The following is an 18,764-nucleotide window of genomic DNA, read 5'->3' as shown; positions in this document are numbered from 1 at the left end:
TCAGCCGGACGTGCCGCCGCCCCGGCCCCCGCGCAGCAGCGCGGCGAGGTGGGCCGCCGCGGTGGAGAGGTGGCGGCGGGCCTCGCGGAGCTGGTCCGGGGAGACGCCGTTGTCGCGGGCGCCGTCGCGGACGTCGTCGCGGAACCGGTCGAGCAGGCGCTCCAGTTCGCGGGCCAGCTCGGCGGGGGTGGCGTCCTGCGGGGTGTCGTCCTCGGCCCAGTCGGGGGTGTCGGCGGGGTCGGGTTTGAGGTACGGGGGCCAGGGGGCCGAGATGCCGCCGAGGCCGGAGGCCGCGCCGGTGGGGGCGCCGGGAGTGGTGCCGGGGGTGGCGGCGTCGGCGACCTTGTCGGCGGGGGAGCCGGGGGGTGCGCCGGTGCCGGTGCCCGTACCGCTGGTGCCGCCTGCACCGCCCGTGCCCGTACCGCCTGCACCGCCCGTACCACGGCCGCCGAAGCCGCCCAGGTTGCCCAACTCGCGCGTCAGCTCCGCCAGACCGTCCATCAAGCCGCTCTGCCAGTCGCCCGTACGGACCCTCGTCTGCACCTGCTCCTGCACCTGCCGCGCGATCCGCTCCGCCTCGCTGCGCACCCGCTCCTGCGTCTCGCGCGCGTACCGGCGTGCCTGCTCCGCGTCCTGCCGGGCCCGCCGCGTCTCATCCTTCGCGCGCCTCGCCTGCTCCTTGAACTCCTGCTTCGCCCGCTTGAACTCCTCCTTCGCCTGCCGCCACGACTCCTTCTCCCCGGCGTGCGCGCCGCCGCCGCCCGACGTACGGGCCTCCTTGGCGGCCTGCCGCATCTCGCGGCGCAGGTCGCTGGCCGTGCCGCTGACGTCAGCCCGGATCTCGGCGGCCAGCTCGGCGACGGACTCGCGGATCTCCAGCTCCAGTTCGGCCAGCTCCGCCTGGCGGGCGGCCAGTTCGGCGCGGCCGGCGTCGGTGATCGCGTAGACCTTCCGGCCGCCCTCGGAGGTGTGCGTGACCAGGCCCTCGGTCTCCAGCTTGGCGAGCCGCGGGTAGACGGTGCCGGCGGAGGGCGCGTACAGGCCCTGGAAGCGCTCTTCGAGGAGGCGGATCACCTCGTAGCCGTGGCGGGGGGCCTCGTCGAGGAGCTTCAGCAGGTAGAGCCGGAGCCGGCCGTGGGCGAAGACGGGGGGCATGTCAGAACACCTTCTTGTCGGTCGGATCCCCCGTGGCGGTCGGGTAACCCGTGCCGGTCGGGTCTCCGGTGCCGGTCGGGTCCCCCGGGCCGGTCGCGCCGCCCGGGCCCGTGGCGTCGACTGGCGGCGCGTCCTCCGGTTCCTCGTCCACCCCCGGCGGCCGGCGGAGCAGGGCCAGGGAGCCGGAGACGGTGGTCGCGCGCAGCGTGCCCTTGCCCGTCCCCAGGCGGCCGTCGACGGACTTCGCGCCCCACTGGCCGCTGACGTCCAACGTCTCGAAGGCGTTGGAGACCGCGCCGCTCGTCGTACTCGCGTGCACCTCGACGTCGGGCCCCTCGGGCAGCCGCAGGGCGATCTCGCCCGACACCGTGCTGACCCGGACGTCCGCGGCGCGGGCGGCGGGGGAGAGGTCGATGACCATGTCGCCGCTGACCGTGTCGGCCCGGACGCTGCCGCCGGCTCCGTCTATGAGGGTGAGAGGGCCGGAGACGGAGTTGTAGCGCAGGTCGCCTTCGAGGGCCTGGGCCTCCAGCTCGCCCGAGACGGTGTCGGCGCGGACCGGGCCGGAGAGACCGACGAGCGTCGCGCCGCCGCTGACGCCGCGTACGTCCGTACGGCCGGCGATGCCGGAGACGACGGCGTCGGCGCCGACGACGCCGACCTCGACGCGGGCGGTGGCGGGCACGGCGAGGGAGATGACGACGCGGCGGCGCCAGCCCTTGCGGTCGAGCCACTTCAGGAAGCCGCGCCAGGGCAGGTCCTCGTACGCGACCGTCAGCTCACCGTTCTCCAGGCAGACGCGCAGCGGCGGCCCCTCGATCTCGCTGACCTCCAGCCGCGCCGCACCCGCCCGGTCGTGCGTCCCCACCACGTGCACGGCTCCGTTGACGATCCGCACCTTCAGGGCCGTGACCGGCTCCTCGAAAGCGAGGGTCTGGGGATCGGCCACCAGCTGCACCGACATCGACGGCCTCCTGACTCCCTGACTCGCGCTCTCGCGAGCACTCACACCCCAACGCAACATATCGCGTCTCTGCGCAGACACGATATATCGCGGTGGCGGGAAGTCAAGCACGGGGGCTGCGCGTCGTCAGGTGCCCCACCGCCGCTCACGGGCAGTGTCCCAGGGTTGACCAGCGGCATCCAGCCACGTTCCGCTTCGGCGAGCGCCACGCGCTGACGGCGTTACCAGCCCATTTCTTCCAGCCATTGTTGTGTGGCCGCGGCACTTGCCTCGCGGACCGCCTCCTCTGCTGCCGCCCCGGCCCATTCGGGCGTAGCGGAGGATGATGCTGCATCACCGTTCCCTTTTTCGGGACCCATGTGCCAGACGGGGGCGCCGCCGGGATCCGCCATGTGCACGGGCAGACGTAGGTCTCCGCAGACCCACAGGACTCCGTACCCGTCCGTCATGCGATGCCAGGTCGCGGCTGGTACCCGTCCGTGGAACCTCCGAACTGCCTCCTGTGCGGGCCCGAGCAGCGTGACCGTGGCGGTCACGCGGGCTCCCGTGGGCGCCGGCGCTTCGACGCGGCACGGCCACGCCTGCCATTTCTTCTCGTAGAGAGCGGGGAACAACTTCTTCGGATCCCTCGTCGGCTGGCGGAGCAGCGATCCTAAGCTGATCAACACGCCGACTCCGGAGAAGAGCGCCACCATGAGTGTCGGGTTGTCAGACGACACTCCGATGAGGAGCATGAGCCCGAGAGGCACGCCACTTGCGAATAAGCAGCCAACGCCGAACTTCTTCTCTGCGGCTGCTTCGCGCTCGGGAGCCCCTTGCAGCCAACGACGCGTGGGCCGGGCGGTGCTGGCCGTGCTCTCCGACACCCAGTACCCGTACTGCTCGGCAAGCACGGCGCCTCCCACCATGTCACGTTGACCGCTGCGGGTTATCACGCTCACGTCAGATGGGCGGTTCCGCTCCGGCAAGCTGTGACCGCCCCGCGGGCCGGCTGCGCCCGGCGACGAGGTAGCCGGAACCGCCAATAGACGGGACGTGACGGGCTCCGTATGGTCCGGCAGGTGCCCATCGCCGCCGCGAGGCGGGGGCAGGGAACGCCCCCCGCCTTACCGCCGGGATAGCAGCAGGGCTACCCGAACCTGGCTTCGGTCCCGAGCCGGGAAGTAAGGATGGTCTGATGGGCTTCTTAGACAGGCTGAGCGGCACGAAGTACCCCGAGAGGGGAGTCCCATCGCGCTCCCCCGCGGAGGTTTGGGACGCTCTGGTCCGGCTCAACGGGCCGGACGTGCCCTACGTCGTGCGGGACGGCCGACGGGAGGGCGCGGACCTGGTGGCTGAATGGCGGATTGGTCGGACCCGGGTGCGGCGGACTCTTCTGGTGTGCATGCGTTTGGTCCCGGCGCAGCAGGAGGTCCGTGCCCTCGACCGGATGTGGGAGGTCAGTCCGGGCGGCGGCAGCGCGCTCACGTACTCGCGCGGGCAGGTGACGATGGTTACCCGGGAGTGGAGGATCGGGCGGAAGGCCGACGGCACGTTCGGAGTGACCGAGACATCCCGCTTCGACCCCTCGGAACTGAAGCACCCACTGCAGGCCACCGTCCTCAAGGCAGGATGGACGTGGCGCGGGGTCGCCTTCGGCAAGCTGTGACCGGGCGTTCGACCGGGACCTCGAACTCCGGGTTCAGGTCGACGCCCCGGCTCGCCGGGCGAAACTCCGCCTCGAAGTTCACGACCTGCCTGCACCGGCTCAGATGCTCCCGCACCCGTACCAGCCCCGGAACGGTAGCCAGCGGCAAGCGCTCCTCCAGCGTCTCGGCAATCGGCTCGCTCGCCTTCGCGCCGGTGACACTGCTGATCTGGATCGGTCGTCCCTCAGTCTTCCAGTGCACCTCGATGCACGCCGTGCCCACATGGGTCGGCTCGACGCGCAGGTTCCGCAACGTCGACTCGACCGCAGAGTCCAACTCGTCCTCGGGTAAATCAAGCACCTCTGCCAGAGTCCACAAATCGGCAGCGTCCAAGTCGGCAACGCCTTGTCCGGCGCCAGTGCCAGGCCGAGGCTACTCAGTGCGGCGTCCGGCAGGGACCTGGAGCGCGGGGCCGTGCCCGAGGCGCGAAGGGCGTTCCGGGCCTCCTCCCGGGGAAGGAGCGCTACGTTGTGTGCCGTCGGTCATGCGGTGAGAGGGAGGCCAGCGACTGTGAGGGAGATCGCTCCGGCGGCGAGAGATGATCAGCGTCGCGCTGACGCGGGTGCCGGGTCGGCCGGGCGGAGTGCTCCCGGTCGGGTGGCGAGGGTGGCTCCCGTTGCTGCCCTGGTCATGGCCGTGATGGCGGCGGGGTGCGGGTCAGGTGGAGACGACCGGAGCGGTGGCGACTCGAAATCTGAGCGTGATCGCCGGGACGCCGGCTCATCCGTCACTGTGATCGACAGCGTCGAGGTCGGCCGCGGTCCCCTTTCCGTAGCGGTGACTCCCGACGGCCGGTACGCCTACACGGCCAATGAGAACGACATCTCGGTGGTTGATCTCGAACGCAAGGAGATGATCGACACGATCCCGATGGCTGACGGAGCAAAGGAGATTCAGTTCAGCCCTGACGGCCGCCAAGCCTACGTTGCGAGCGGCTTCGTCGCGGGTGCCGTGTCGTTCATCGACACCACCGGGAAGAAGGTCACCGGCAGCGTTGCCGTCGACGGCGGGCCTCTGTACTCCCTGGCCGTCTCTCCCGATGGCCGTCAGGTCTATGCCGCCAACCGAGGAGGCGGGGTGGCGGTCATCGATGTGAAAGGCCAGGAAGTGGCGGCCAGGACTGTGCTGCCGGATGCCGATCGCGGCGACGTTGTTCTCTCCCGCGACGGCCGTCGTGCCTACATCGCCAATTCCGCTCTTGGCGCCGGCGGAACAACCAGCAAGACCGGAAACTCCGTCTCGGTGTTCGACACGACGCATGACACCGTGTCCGCAACCGTTCCCGTCGACGGGGAGGCGCCGCTTGAGATGGCGATTGCACCTGGCGGCTGCTGCCTCTTCGTCACCCACTTTCCCAGTGTGCCGAGTCCCTCGAATGCGGTGTCAGTGGTCGACGCCGAAACCAACACGGTGAGCAGCACCATCCCGGTCAAGGGAAGGAGCACCGCGTTGGCAACGGATCCCGATGGTCGGCGCGTCTACGTGGGTAACGAGTCCGGCGCCGTCCAGGTGATCGATACCAAGAGCGGCGACGTGGCCACGACATTGGACGTCGGTGACGACGTCGGCGGGATAGCGATCACGCCCGATGGTCGGCATGCGTACGTCACGGAATCGCAGGGAGACACGCTCCATGTGCTCGAACTGGCCACATAGCGGGGGCGATGGCAACTCGCGCGGGGGCATCTGCGCGCGGTTACGTACCCCCGCGGGCAGGTGACGATGGTCACCCGGGAGGGGAAGGCAGGGCGGAAGGACGAGACCGCCTTCGGCAAGCTGTGACCGGGCCGCGGGTTACTCGTCGTCCTCGTCGTCGTCAAGGCGGGCGAGCCAGGTGGCCAGGCGCTCGACCGGGACCTCGAACTCCGGGTTCAGGTCGACGAACGTGCGCAGCTGCTCGGCGAGCCACTCGAAGGTGACCTGCTCCTCGCCGCGCCGCTTCTCCAGCTCCTCGATGCCGCGGTCGGTGAAGTACATGGTGGGTGCTCCGGAAGTGGGGAAGGTAACCGGTTCAGTATGGCCCACGGGCTGATCAGCGATCAGTCGGCGGAGTCCTTGAGGTGTGCGTGGTGCGCGTGCAGCATCCGCCGGCTGACGTCGCGCAGCGGTTCCGCTGGAGGACCTTGTCGACGTAGTCGGCTACCGGGTCGGGGTGTTCTCCCGGCGATCAGTTCCGGTTTCCGACACCGGTGCCGGAGAAGGCCGCGCGCGCGGGTTGGGCGGAAATCCTCTCGTACGAGCGGCCCGGGGCCGGACAGGCGCTGTCGCGAGGCGGCGGACGGCGGACTAATGTCAGTGCATTGGGCACCCAGCGTAGTCGGGGGAATCGGATGAGCAGCAGCCTGCCGCAGCGCGTGACGCTGCCGGACGGCACCGAGGTATGGGTCCGGGCGACACCGCTCGACGAGCGCGTCGCGCTGGAGACGCAGGCCGGGATCCCGGCGCCAGCGGGCGCCCGCGAGGACGCCGGTCTGGACGCCGGCCCGTACGGCGCGGACGCCGACGTGGACGAGGACGTGGAAGACGTCGCCGACTGGGGCCGGTTGACCTCCCGGCTCGCCGGGCTCGGGCCGCTCGTCGGCGGGGTGGCCGCCTCCGTACGGGCGGCGACCGCGGCCGCCGCGCCGCACGAGGTGAGCGTGACGTTCGGGGTGGAGATCTCCGCCGGGGCGGGGAAGGCGATCGCGCTGCTGGCCGACGCGAAGACGACCGCGCAGCTGTCGGTCACGCTGACCTGGCAGCCCGGTCCCGCGGGCTCTCCTACGGCCGCACCCACCGCGCACGATACGGCTGCATCTGGTGCATCCGGCGCGTCTTCGACGGCGTCCGCACCGGTATGAGGGTTGCGAGCGAGAGCGGCGAGTCCGGCGAGTACGCGCGGCGGCAGCTGTGCGAACTGGCCGCGGCGGCGACCGTCGAGATCCGGGCGGCGCCCGGCGCGAAGGACCGCTCGCTGTGGGGCAGCGGGTTCCTCGTCGCGCCGGAGTGGGTGCTGACCTGCGCGCACGTCTTCGTCCACCCCGACGGCTGGCGACGCGGCACGGCGCCGGGCGAGTTGGTCGGCGTGGTCGTGGGCGGGCGCACGGTGCCGGGACGGGTGGAGTACAGCATGCCGTCGCCGGACGGTACGGCGGCACGGATGGGGCGCGACCCGGAGATAAGGGATGAGACGTTCGCCGAAGCAGTGATGAACGTAGGACCGGATCTGGCCCTGGTGCGGCTGCTGCCCGGGCGGGGCGAGATGGCCGGCGGGGGTGAAGTGACGGGGGACGAGTCGCAGTTCGGGGGGCGGTTCGGCATGCGGTTCGGGGCCGAGCGCGGCCTCGTCGCCCGTCCCCCGGCGGGCAGCGAACCGGTCTGGCTGGGCGACCGCTACGACGACTTCCTCGACGAGGCCGTCCTCCTCAGCGCCCACGGGCGTGCCGGGGCGGGTGGCGACGCGGCGCTGCTGAAGGCCGAGTTCGCCGGGCGCAACGGGCAGCAGATCCTGCTCGGCACCCCCACCCCCATCCGCAAGGGCGCCTCCGGCGGGCCCGTACTGCACCTCGGCCGCGGCGAGGTCGTCGGCGTCGTCAAGGCCCGCTACCGCACCGGCACTGGCGGCACCGCCGTCTCCCTCGCCGAGCTGCACGCGCTCTCGCCCGACCACCTACTGCCCGGTGCGCCGGGCCTGGGCCCCGAGCCGTACCGCGAGCTGATGCGGCTCCACGACGCCTGGCACTGGCGCCGCCACCACGGCATCGACGACGAGCGCATGTCCTGGACCGACCTGCAGCGCGAACTGGGCCCGCTGCGCTTCGGCGCCTGGGGCGCGCTCGACCGCCTCAGCGCGCTCAAGCGGCTCGCCGATCTGCCCGCGCCGCGCGACCCCGAGGTCGTCGAGCGGCTGGTGCACCTCGTACTCGACATCCAGGGCCGCCCGCTGGGCGACCGGCGGCTGCGCGACTGGCGCGACGGCCACGGCCTGCTGCACCGGCAGTGCGCGCCGGAGCGCGCGCTGCGCGACATGCTGCTGTACCTCAAGCTCGTCGTCCGCGAGGCCGCGGCGGACGTCGGCTCCGCCGCGGACCCCGCCGCCGCGCGCGACGCCGTCGACTCTCTCGAAGCGTGGGTCGCGGAGCGCGCGGGCGAGCTGCCGCCGCCCGAGCGGCAGCAGATCCGGGACGTGCGGCGCGCCCCCGTCAGCGTCCTTGTCACGTTCGACGAACTGCCGTTCCGCGACCCCGCCGCGCCGACCGTGCCCCGCTACAACTGGACCGTGCGGCGCGGCTACGGCAAGGGGGAGTGGGAGCACGTCGACCTCGACCAGTCGTACGCCGGCGGGCCGTTCGAGGAGGTGGAGCAGCAGGTGCTCAAGGCGCTCGCGCCGCAGCTGCTCGGCGCCGACGCCGAGGCGCAGACCCGGGTGCGGCTGGAGGTGGCGCTGCCGGAGGAGCGGCAGGCACAGCCCACGTACCGCTGGGAGCTGCCGGCCTCCCTCCGGGCCACCGCGGCCCGCCCGCCGGCCGGCACGGTGCGGCCGGTGGTGCACCGGGACGCGGCACGCGGCGGGCCGGAGCCGGACCCGCTGTGGCGGGACCGGTGGCGGCGGATGAGCCGGGCGCCGCGGCAGCGGCTGCAGCGGGCCGAACCGCCGCGCTGGGGGCGCGGGGCGGACGACGGCGCGGTGCCGGTGTTCTGCCACTCGCTGGGCGGCGGCAGCGGCCGGGCGGCGGTCGTGGGGCAACTGCTGGACGAGGGGACGGCGGTGGCGCTGTGGCGCGCGGACGGCCACGAGGACGACGAGTGCGGTGAGGCGTGCGCGACGTACCACGAGGAGCTGGCGGCGCTGCTCACGGACGGTGCGGGAACGGTCGTGCGGGGGCTGCCGGAGCGGCTGCACGCGGTGCGCCGGGAGGCGCTGGAGACGGGTCGGGGCTGTGCGGCGGACGTGATCCTCTTTTACGACGATGCGGATGACGCCATCGGCGGGGGCGGGTGAGTGCCGTTCACCCGCCGCGCCGGGCGCAGCCCACCCCGCGGAGGTTCCGGCGCATTCGTACGGGTGGCGTGAACGGGTGACCCGGTGGCCATGTGGGCCGGTGAACGGGTGAACGGCGCGCGGTCGTCCGGGTGCGCCGTACGCGAACACCGCGCACCGCCTGCGCAGTTGGACGAAACCCGCCCGCCACCACGCGGAATGGCCGATTCGGCACCCGACGTCAGCGCACCCGGCTAGCCTCTTATCCCCGTGAGGGTTGCCCTCGTCCGTCGCCGGGCAGACAGTGGGGCAAGCCCGCTGCCCGGTCGGCGACAAAGGGGTTACGACGTGAGCGAGTGGCTCATCTACCGAGGCACCGGCGCCCCCCACGACGGCATGGAGAGACTGCCGGCACCGCCGCCCTGGCGAGAATTCGACGGCGGCCCACCGGTGCCTCCGCCGGCCGCGCTGGAGCCCTCCTCCGAACGCAGGCTCGGCCAGCGGCGCCGCGAGGCCAGCCACCACCGGCCCAGCACCCGCGAGTGCGAGATGGTCAACGCGGCGCTCTACCTGCGCCGCCCGCTGCTCGTCACCGGGCAGGCCGGCAGCGGCAAGAGCACGCTCGCCCATTCGGTGGCGTACGAACTGGGCCTCGGCCGGGTCCTGTCCTGGCCCATCGTCAGCCGCAGCACGCTGCGCGACGGCCTGTACGCCTACGACGCCATCGGCCGGCTGCAGGACGCCCAACTGGAGCGCGCCGCACGGCGGGCCGACACCGCCGGCGGCACGGACACAGCCGGCGGCACGGACACAGCCGGCAGCACGGACACCGCCAGCGGCACGGACGCCGCCGAGGAGCCCGGTGGCGGCATCGGGCGCTACATCCGCCTCGGCGCGCTCGGCACCGCGCTGCTGCCCTCCGCGCGCCCGCGCGTGCTGCTCGTGGACGAGCTGGACAAGAGCGACATCGACCTGCCCAACGACCTTCTCCACGTCCTGGAGGAGGGCGAGTTCACGATCCCCGAGTTGGAACGGATCGCCGACCGCGCGCCGGTCGTCGAGGTACTCAGCGACGACGGTACGAAAGTGCCCGTGCGCGGCGGCCGGGTGCGCTGCGGCGCCTTCCCGTTCATCGTGCTCACCAGCAACGGGGAGCGCGAGTTCCCGGCGCCGCTGCGCCGCCGCTGCATCGAGCTGCAGCTGCCGGTGCCGGACCGGGCGCGGCTGACGGGGATGGTGCGGGCGCACTTCCCCGAGGGCGACGACGAGCGGTTCGGCGAGCTGATCGACCGCTTCCTGGCGGCCGGCGCCGGCGACGTACGCGCCGTGGACCAACTGCTCAACGCCATCGAACTGACCCGGCAGGCCGACTGGGATCCGGCGGACGGCTCCGCCCGGCGCGTCACCGAGGAGCTGATGCGGCCCATCAACAGGCCGCGGTGAGCGCGATGGCGGGGCGCGGGGGTGCGGGCGGGCAGGGGGCCGAGCAGCTGGTGGGCCGGCTGCTGGCGGCCGGACTGCCCCCGGACGCCCGCGGCCTCGCCGACGTGCTGTGGCTCGCCGAGGAGCTGGCGCGCAGCGCCGAGGCGGCGGATGCCGCGGCGGGCGGCGCGGATCCGGGTGCCGCCGCGCGAGGGCCGGCGACCCGCATGGATTCGGCCACATTTGCCGACGACGACCCCGGCTCGGCGACCGCCACCGACGCTCGCGGCACCGACGCCGCCGACGCCGCCGAGGACACCGACGACGCCTCGGACGCGACCGGCGCGGCGGCGTACGCGGCGCCCGAGCGGCACGTGGGGCTCGCGGCGGGCCCGGTCCTCCCACCGCGTGCGCCGGGGCGCGACGACGCGCGCGGCGCGCCGGGCACGGACGCCCCCGCGTACCGCCAGGTCGGCCGCGTCGGCGTACCCGAGCCGCCCGCGCTGCCCGCGCTGGTGCCGCTGCAGCGCGCCCTGCGCCCGCTCCGGCGCTACCAGCCCCGCGTCGCGGCGGTGACACCCGACGAGCTGGACGAGGACGAGACCGCGGAACTCAGCGCGCGGGCCGACCTGGTCATCCCCGTGCTGCGGACCCCGCGGCGGCGCGCCACCCTGCAGTTACTCATGGACGCCTCGCCCGCCATGGAGGTGTGGGGCCGGCTGCTGGAGGACTTGCGCACGGTCTCCGAGCGCTCCGGCGCGTTCCGCGACGTCACCGTGCAGCGCCTGCACCCGCTGCCCGACGGCCGCGTCGGCTGCACCGGCGAGGCCGGCCGCCCGTCGATGCTGCAGGACGCCGGCCGGCTGCACGACCCCGGCGGGCGCCGGCTGACGCTCGTGCTGAGCGACTGCGCGGGCCCGATGTGGCGCGACGGCCGGATGCAGCGGATGCTGCACGGCTGGCTCGGCACCGCCCCCGTCGCCGTCGTCCAGCCGCTACCGCACCGGCGGTGGCGGGAGATGCCGTTCGCCGCACTGCCCGGGCTGCTCGTCCGCCACCCCGGTCCGTACCCGACGCTCGACTTCCGCCCCGGCACCCGCGGCGACACGCCCCCGGCCGACGCCCGCCCGCTGCCCGTGCTCGCGCCCGAGCCCGCCGCGATCGGCACCTGGGCCCGGCTGCTGGCCGCCGGCGAGGGGCTGTCGCTGCCCGGCGCCGCCGGCTGGGTGCGCCGGTCCGCCGGGGGCACGGCCGCCGCCCCGGCCGCGACCGCCCGGCCCGCCGACGTGGGTCCCGACCCGGCCGCCACGCTCGCCGCATTCGACGCGACGGCCTCGCCGGCGGCCCGGCTGCTGGCCATCCACCTGGCCGCGGTGCCGCTGGTGCTGCCCGTCATCCGGCTGGTGCAGCGCGCCCTGTTCCCGGACACCGGGCCCGCGGAGACCGCCGAGATCCTGCTCAGCGAGCTGGTCGAGGCGCGCGAGCCGGTGCCCGAGTCAGTGCGTGAACCGGGGCGCGAACCGGTGGGCGACGACCCGTGGTTCGACTTCCGCCCCGGCGTGCGCGAGCTGCTGCTGCGGCGGCTCAGCCACGGCGAGGCGGCGCTCGTGCTCAAGCACTGCTCGCTGTACATCGAGCGGACCTTCGGCCAGGGCGCGCGCAACTTCCCCGCCGTCGCGGTCGCCTACCTCTCCGGCGAGGACCGCGAGCCGGACCTCGGCGAGGGCAGGGTCCCGGACCAGTTCGCGCGCGTCTCCGAGCAGGTGCTACGTGCCTTCCAGCCCACCTTCCGCGGCCCCGCGGCGGCCGGCGGCGCGGAGCTGCTCGGGCGGTACGAGCGCACCCGCAGCGTCCGCGACCTGCTGGACGCCGTACGGGCCCTGCGGCGCGCCGTCGTCGAGGAGCGGGACGCCGCCCAGCAGGGGCTGCTCGCGCGGGCCCTGCTGCTGCACTGGCAGCGGCTGCGCGAGCCGGACGCGCTGGCGGAGGCCGAGCAGTGGGCCCGTAGCGCACTGGCCGCGGCGGACCCCGGCGCGGCGGCGGGCGGCGGCGGCGCGGTCGCGGCCGAGGGGCCGCCGCTGCGCGAACGGCTCACGTACGCCGAGGTGATGTGGGAGGTGGCGCGCGAGCGCGTGGCCGACGGCGAGCACGAGCAGGCCCTCGCCGCGCTCCGCGAGTCCGCCGCCCACCTCCGCGGCAGCCGCGCCCTGGCCACCACGCACGCCGCCCGGCAGGAGCGCGGCGGCCTGCTCGCCGAGGTGCTGCGCCGGCTGCACTCGCTGACCGGCGACGGCGCCGCGCTGCACGAGGCCGAGGAGACCATAGACGAGCTGCTGGCCGGCTGGCCCGACGACGAGCTGGTGCCCGCCCGGCTGTTCCTCGCCCGCGGCCGGGTCACCCTCGGCCGCGCCCACGCGGAGCAGACGATAGACGAGACCCGGGCGTACGGGCTGCGCGCCGCCGCCGACCTGCGTACCGGCGTCGACCTGCTGCGCATGGAGGGCGGGCCGGAGCTGCGCCGGCAGGAGTGCGAGGCGCTGCTCGACCTGGCGGAGGCGAACACGACCGCGGCCGGCGACGCCGGCGCGGGCCGGGCGCTGGCCGCGCTCGACCGGGCGGGCCGCCTCGCCGCCGCCCTCGACGACTACCGGCTGCACGCCGAGAGCCTGCGCCGCAAGGCCCAGGTGCGCATCGCGGAGTTCGCCCGCGGCGGCGCCGGCGAGCTGCTGGTCGAGGCCGACGGGTGGCTGGCGGACGCGCGGCGGCTGCTGCCGCCCGGCGCGGCGCTGTACGGCGAGGTGCTGACGGAGCACGGCGAGCTGCTGCTGCGCCGCGCCCGGCTCACCCCGACCGACACCGACCTGCGCGGCCGGGCGGTGCCGGTGCTGCGCGAGGTGCTGGCGGAGACGCCGCAGCGCCATCCGGACCTGCCGCGGCGGCAGTTGCTCTTCGGCAGGGCGCTGCGGCTGCGCTACGAGTCGTTCGGCACCCGCACCGACCTGTACGAGGCGGAGTGGGTGCTCGACCTCGCCGCGCGCGAGGACGACGCGCCGCCGCGGGTACGGGCGCACGCCTGGCTGGAGCTGGGGGACGTACAGCTGCTGATAGACCTGCGGACCGAGTTCCGGCAGCGGCAGGAGCGGGCGGCGGACTGCTACCGGCGCGCGGCCCTGCTGGCCGAACGGGCCGGCGACCCGGCCGACGCCGCCCGCGCGCACCACCGGCGCGGGCAGATGCTGCGGCCCACGGCGGGGCGGGCGGCGGCGCTCAGGGCGTACCGCGACGCCTGGGAGCAGTGGAACCGCGCGGAGCAGACGGAGAGCGCCGGGGCGGCGCTGACCCGGGAGCAGATCCGTACCCTCGAAGCCGAGGACTGACCCCGGTCCGTTTCGCTGCACGACTGTTCGGGGAAGGACTCTCACACCCTTCGGAGGAGAACAGCGTGGAGAACCCCCTGTCGGCGAAGCGGGACGGGACACCGTCAGCCGCAGGCCCGTCGGTCCGCCTGCCCGACTTCAGCGACGTCGACGTATATGCGGTGGCCGTCCGCGGCGAGCCCCCGGTGCTCGCGGGAGCCGTCGCCCACCTGCTCCGCACCTGGCCGTCCGGCAACGACGCCGGCGCCTCTTTCAGCAACGGCAACGACGACGACGATTAGGACGCCGACGCAACGTCACGGCGCACACACCGGCCGATGCCCTCGCACAGCCCGCCGAAGGAGCCGGGCGGCCGGATCGCGGCAGATTACGCACAGAAACAGTCAGTTGGGCTGCCGCCGGGTTTCACCCGTGTGACTTGTGCGCCATGCATTCAGGGGCGGTGGGTCGTCACCGTCCGGACTCGGGGGGACCGGGGAGCCGCATGGACTACGGAGGCACGGGCGCGGAGCAGGAGGCGCCCTGGCCGGGCCGGCTGCTGGATGTCGACCTGCTGCGCGCCACCGGGGTCCGGGCGGTGCCGTTCCGGCAGTTCATCCTGAAGGTGCAGAGCCGCTGCAACCTGTCGTGCACCTACTGCTACGTGTACCACGGCGCCGACAGCGGGTGGCGCCGCCGCCCGGCGCGCATGCCTGAGGCCACCACACGCCGCACCGCCGAGCGCATCGCCGAGCACGTACGCGCCCACGGGCTGCGCCGGATCCGCGTCGAACTGCACGGCGGCGAGCCGCTGCTCGCCGGCGCCGCGTCGCTGGTCCGCCAGACCGCGCAGGTACGCGCCACCCTTCCGGCCGACTGCACCGTCGTCGCCGGCGTACAGACCAACGGCACGCTGCTCACCGAGTCCGCGCTGGCGACGCTCTCCGCCGCCGGCATCCGGGTGGGCCTGAGCGCCGACGGCGGCACGCCCGGGCTGAACAGCCGCCGCGTCGACCACGCGGGACGCCCCTCCTGGCCCGCGCTGGAGCGCGCGGCCCGGCTGCTGCGCCGCCATCCGGAGAGCTACGGCGGCATCCTGTGCACGGTCGACGTCACCGCCTCGCCGACCGCCGTGTTCGACTCGCTGTGCGCCCTGGAGCCGCCGGTCGTCGACTTCCTGCTGCCGCATGCCAACTGGTCGGCGCCGCCGCCCGCGGTGCCGGGGCGCGGCCCCACCCCGTACGGCGACTGGCTCTGCGAGGTCTTCGACCTGTGGTGGGACCTGCCCCGGCCGTCGCCGCGGGTGCGGCTGTTCACCGAGATCCTCGGGCTGCTGCTGGGCCGGCCGAGTGGCACGGAGGCCGTGGGCCTGTCGCCGGTCACGGCGGTCGTGGTGGAGACCGACGGCGCCATCGAGCAGATCGACTCGCTCAAGTTCGTGTACGAAGACGCGTCGGGCACCGGCCTCGACGTCTTCCGCAACTCCTTCGACGAGGCGCTGAACCACCCGGGCATCGTCGCCCGGCAGCTGGGGCTGCGGGCGCTGTCCGCGCAGTGCCGCGGCTGCGCGGTGGTCGACGTGTGCGGCGGCGGCAACTACGCGCACCGCTTCCGGGCCGGTGAGGGGTTCCGTAACCCCTCCGTGTACTGCGCCGATCTGGAGCGCCTGATCCGGCACGCCGCGCACCGTCTGGCGACCGCGGTGGCGGCACAGCGGAAGGTCACCGCGGGCCCGCCGTGCGTGAGCTGACGGGTCACCAGATGGGGTACTGTGCCCCCACAAGGGTCCGTCTCGAAATCCGGAGGGAGACGGTCGTATGGCCGAGCCCATCAGCATCAGTTACGCGGGGTTCAACCGCCCCTGGGCGGCCTGGATCGCCCATCAGCTGGAGCTGCTCGGACACCCCACCGCGATGCTGCGCTGGAGCCCCGCGCCCGGCCGGCCGCTGGTCGACGAGCTGTCGGGGTTATTGCAGGCGCCCGACCGCATCCTGCTGGTGCTCGACGACTGGTTCTTCGGTCTCGGCCCGCGGGAAGAGGACGAGTGGAACGACGCGCTGCGGGCGATCATCCCGCAGCACGGACAGCGGTTCGCCGCCGCCAGTGTGGCCACCACCATGCCGGTCGCGGCGGCGGCGCTGGCGCCCGTGGACCTCCGCGACCTCGGCACCGTCGAAGCCCGGCGCCGCGTCCTGACCCGGCTCGGCATCGACCCGGAGACCCCGGTGCGCCCGGACCGCGAGCCCGAGCGGGCCCCGCGGTTCCCCAACGACCCGCCCGTCGTCTTCAACACCCCCCGCCGCAACTACCGCTTCACCGGCCGCGACGACATCCTGGAGCGGCTGCACGGCACGCTGTCCTCGGGCGCCGCCGGCCAGGGCGCCAGGATCGCGCTGTCCGGCATCTCCGGCGTCGGCAAGAGCCAGATCGCCATCGAGTACACCCACCGGTTCGGCAACGACTACGACGTCGTCTGGTTCGTCAACGCCAACTACCGCATGACGGCCCGCGAGCAGCTCGCCGACCTCTCCGTACGGCTCAACCTCCCGGTCGGCAGCAACATCGGCGACCGCGTCCGCCGCGTCCGCGACGCGCTGCGCACCGGCCGCCCGTACCGCCGCTGGCTGCTGGTCTTCGACAGCGCCGACGAGATGGAGCTGCTCGACGACATCATCCCCGAGGGCGACGGGCACGTGCTCATCACGACCCGCACCCGGGACTGGGCCGTCAGCGGCGGCGCCCAGGAGATCGAGGTCCCGCACTTCACCCGGGAGGAGAGCGTCGCCTTCGCCCGCCGCCGCGCCCCCCGGCTCTCCGAGCACGACGCGGACGGGCTGGCCGAGGCGGTGCAGGACCTGCCGCTGGTGCTGAGCCAGACCGCGGCGTGGCTCGACTCCAGCACGATGGCGCCGGCCGAGTACATCGAGCTACTGCGCGAGAAGGAGCCCGGCAAGGTCGGCATCAGCATCGGCTCCGACTACCCGATGGGCTTCCTCACCAGCTGGTCGATAACGCTGAACGGGATGCGCGAGAAGGCCCCGGCGGCGGCCGCGATGCTCAACCTGCTCGCCTTCTTCTCCCCGGACAGCATCCCGGTGTCCCGCATCGTCGAGCGCAGCGACCAGCTGCCGGGCTATCTGGCGGAGCTGGCGAGCGATCCCATCAGCTGGCACTCCGCCCTGCGCCGGCTGTCCGAGTCCACCGCGGTCACGATCGACTATCTCACCGACCCCTCGCCGGAGACCGAGGTCGAAAAGGTCCAAATGCACCGTCTGTACCATCGCTTCCTGCGGAGCGATCTGCCCGAGGACGAGCGGGAGGCCATGTCGGCGACCGCCTGCCGGATCCTCGCCGCGGCCGACCCCCGGCGTCCCATGGACACGCGGGAGTGGGGGCGGTACGCCGAGCTGCTGCCGCATCTGGAGCCGGCCGGCGCGATGGAGAGCGCCGACCCGGCGGTGCAGGAGCTGGTCCTGCACTGCATCGACTACCTGCTCCAGCGCGGCGAGTACCGGGCCGCCCTGAAGATGTGCGAGCTGGCGCTCGCCCCGTGGAACATCCGGCTCGAACCGACGCACCGCTCGATGATCACCCTGGCGCACCGGCACGCCGAGGCGCTGCGCAACCTCGGCCGCTACCGCGAGTCCGAGGCCGCCGGCCGGCGGCTGGTGGAGGTGCTGACGCCGGTACGGGACGCGGAGGACCCCGACCTCCTGCTGGCCAGAAACGGCCTGAGCGGCGCGCTGCTGGGCCTCGGCGAGTACGAGGCGGCGCGCGAGGTCTTCGACGACGTACGGCAGAAGTACGCCGACCTCCTCGGCGCCGACCACCCGCGCACCATGTCGCTGCGCAGCAACCTCGCCGACTCCCTCGCCCTGCTCGGCCGCTACCAGGACGCGCTGGAGATCCACCGGGCCGTGCTCGTCGAGCGGGAGCGGCGGCTGCGCACCCGCCACCACCGGACCATGGCCTCCGGCACCCTCTACGCCTGGACGCTCCGCCTCCTCGGCCGCTACGAGGAGGCCCACTCCCGGCAGCAGCGCAACGCTGCGCTGCACCGCCAGGTCATGGGCGAGCACAACCCGCAGACCCTCCGGGCCGAGCACAACCTCGCGCTGTGCCTGCGCCGCCTGGGCCGGCTCACCGACGCCGACACCCTCATGGAGTCCGTGGTCGAGCGGTTCACGCAGGTCCAGGGCCCCCGGCACCCCGAGACCCTGATGGTCGAGGCCGACTACGCCACCTTCCTGCGCGAGCACCGCGACCTGTACCGGGCCCGGGAGCTCGCCGAGTCGGTCAACCGGCGGTACGAGGCGATGCTCGGCGAGCAGCATCCGTACACCGCCGGCACCCTCGGCAACGTCGGGCTCGCCCTGTGGCCCACCGGCGACTGGCAGGAGGCGTCCGAGATCGCGGAGCTGGCGCTCACCCGCATGACCGCCGCCGTCGGGCCCGCGCACCCGTGGACGCTGGGCTGCGCGCTGAACGCGGCCGCCACCCGCAACCGGCTGGAAGCCCTGGACCACGCCGAGGAGCTGAGCCGGCAGACGCTCGGCACCGTCAGGGAGGTCCTCGGCGACCGGCACCCCATGGCGCTGTCGGCGATGATGGCGCTCGCGGACGACCTGCGGTCGCAGCGCCGCTCGCAGGAGGCGAAGAAGGTGGAGCGGGAGGCGATGCAGATCCTCAGCGACACGCTGGGCGCCGACCACCCGCACACCATCGCGTCGCGGCGCCGGGAGCGTCCGTACTGGGACTTCGAGCCGCAGCCGACGTAGGCGTCGTACCAGCGCAGAAGGGGGGGCCGTACCCCCGCCCGGGGGACGCTGTTGGCTAGTTCGGTCTGTGCTGTGCATGACCGGGTGGTTGCTGTGGCCAGTCGCCGAGGCTGGGGGTTCTTCGCAGGTGTATCTCAGCGCCGCGGGGCGCGCTGAGCGCTCTGAGCGGGCGGACTGTAGTTCCGTGCCGGCTCCTGGGAGGACCCGGTAGGTTGTGTGGAGCCGTGGAGTGGCCACGCATGGGCGGCCTGCTGGGAGCGGTCGTCGCCGGACTGGCCGTGAGCAGACGGACGGGGAACGCCACCGAACAATTCTTTGAACGAGGGAAGCGGCTCGGCATGCCCCCGGTGACCGTGCGCCGCGCTTTCTGGCTGCGGCTGGTCAGCGGGAGCAGCCGCCGCAGTCCCCTGCCAGTGGTGAGGATGCCGAAGCCCCCCGGCA

15 protein-coding genes are annotated in these 18,764 nt (G+C 73.7%); 10 read left to right on the top strand and 5 right to left on the bottom strand.

What is annotated here, in order from left to right; genetic code table 11:
- From T328_RS09015 to T328_RS09005, 3 genes are all read right to left on the bottom strand, one after another.
- Entirely contained in the window at nt 1-1,155 is a 1,155-nt protein-coding gene (locus tag T328_RS09015) for a PadR family transcriptional regulator (RefSeq protein WP_496495407.1), read from the bottom strand.
- Between the two features lies 1 nt (nt 1,156).
- Nucleotides 1,157-2,119 (bottom strand): DUF4097 family beta strand repeat-containing protein, encoded by a 963-nt coding sequence (locus T328_RS09010; RefSeq protein ID WP_496495406.1) that lies wholly within the window; start codon nt 2,117-2,119, stop codon nt 1,157-1,159.
- A gap of 221 nt (nt 2,120-2,340) precedes the next feature.
- Nucleotides 2,341-3,012: a hypothetical protein gene (locus T328_RS09005; protein ID WP_496495405.1), complete on the bottom strand. Its 672-nt coding sequence runs from the start codon at nt 3,010-3,012 to the stop codon at nt 2,341-2,343.
- 491 nt (nt 3,013-3,503) lie between these two features.
- Between T328_RS09005 and T328_RS09000 the strand changes: the two genes are divergently transcribed.
- Nucleotides 3,504-3,767 (top strand): hypothetical protein, encoded by a 264-nt coding sequence (locus T328_RS09000; RefSeq protein ID WP_496495404.1) that lies wholly within the window; start codon nt 3,504-3,506, stop codon nt 3,765-3,767.
- Here the strand turns inward: T328_RS09000 and T328_RS08995 are convergent.
- A complete protein-coding gene (locus tag T328_RS08995) occupies nt 3,721-4,140 on the bottom strand; it encodes a hypothetical protein (RefSeq protein WP_496495403.1) in 420 nt (139 codons plus the stop codon). The genes T328_RS09000 and T328_RS08995 overlap by 47 nt on opposite strands.
- Nucleotides 4,141-4,539: 399 nt before the next feature.
- Between T328_RS08995 and T328_RS08990 the strand changes: the two genes are divergently transcribed.
- On the top strand, nt 4,540-5,463 hold the full coding sequence (locus T328_RS08990; protein ID WP_496495402.1) for a YncE family protein: 924 nt from the start codon (nt 4,540-4,542) through the stop codon (nt 5,461-5,463).
- Nucleotides 5,464-5,601: 138 nt separating this feature from the next.
- Here the strand turns inward: T328_RS08990 and T328_RS08985 are convergent, their stop codons facing one another.
- Entirely contained in the window at nt 5,602-5,784 is a 183-nt protein-coding gene (locus tag T328_RS08985; protein WP_496495401.1) for a DUF6104 family protein, read from the bottom strand.
- 353 nt (nt 5,785-6,137) lie between these two features.
- Here T328_RS08985 and T328_RS08980 point away from each other — a divergent pair, with 353 nt between their 5' ends.
- The 8 genes from T328_RS08980 to T328_RS08945 form a co-directional block, all read left to right on the top strand.
- Nucleotides 6,138-6,647 (top strand): CU044_2847 family protein, encoded by a 510-nt coding sequence (locus tag T328_RS08980; protein ID WP_496495400.1) that lies wholly within the window; start codon nt 6,138-6,140, stop codon nt 6,645-6,647.
- The gene (locus T328_RS08975) at nt 6,644-8,788 is read left to right on the top strand and encodes a VMAP-C domain-containing protein (RefSeq protein ID WP_496495399.1); all 2,145 of its coding nucleotides are present in this window, start codon (nt 6,644-6,646) and stop codon (nt 8,786-8,788) included. The genes T328_RS08980 and T328_RS08975 overlap by 4 nt, the downstream gene beginning before the upstream one ends.
- 327 nt (nt 8,789-9,115) lie before the next feature.
- The gene (locus T328_RS08970; protein ID WP_496495398.1) at nt 9,116-10,210 is read left to right on the top strand and encodes an AAA family ATPase; all 1,095 of its coding nucleotides are present in this window, start codon (nt 9,116-9,118) and stop codon (nt 10,208-10,210) included.
- Between the two features lie 5 nt (nt 10,211-10,215).
- Complete coding sequence (locus T328_RS08965) at nt 10,216-13,566, top strand: SAV_2336 N-terminal domain-related protein (protein WP_496495397.1); 3,351 nt, start codon at nt 10,216-10,218, stop codon at nt 13,564-13,566.
- A gap of 65 nt (nt 13,567-13,631) precedes the next feature.
- On the top strand, nt 13,632-13,847 hold the full coding sequence (locus T328_RS08960; RefSeq protein ID WP_496495396.1) for a hypothetical protein: 216 nt from the start codon (nt 13,632-13,634) through the stop codon (nt 13,845-13,847).
- Between the two features lie 203 nt (nt 13,848-14,050).
- On the top strand, nt 14,051-15,295 hold the full coding sequence (locus tag T328_RS08955) for an FxsB family cyclophane-forming radical SAM/SPASM peptide maturase (RefSeq protein ID WP_496495395.1): 1,245 nt from the start codon (nt 14,051-14,053) through the stop codon (nt 15,293-15,295).
- 67 nt (nt 15,296-15,362) lie between these two features.
- Nucleotides 15,363-18,323: an FxSxx-COOH system tetratricopeptide repeat protein gene (gene fxsT, locus T328_RS08950; RefSeq protein WP_496495394.1), complete on the top strand. Its 2,961-nt coding sequence runs from the start codon at nt 15,363-15,365 to the stop codon at nt 18,321-18,323.
- Nucleotides 18,324-18,562: 239 nt separating this feature from the next.
- Nucleotides 18,563-18,764, top strand: a 202-nt coding sequence (locus T328_RS08945; protein WP_496495393.1) for a hypothetical protein, incomplete at its 3' end; no start/stop codon positions are given.

The organism is Streptomyces sp. CNX435, from assembly GCF_059570575.1.
This window is presented reverse-complemented; position numbering and strand designations above follow the sequence as displayed.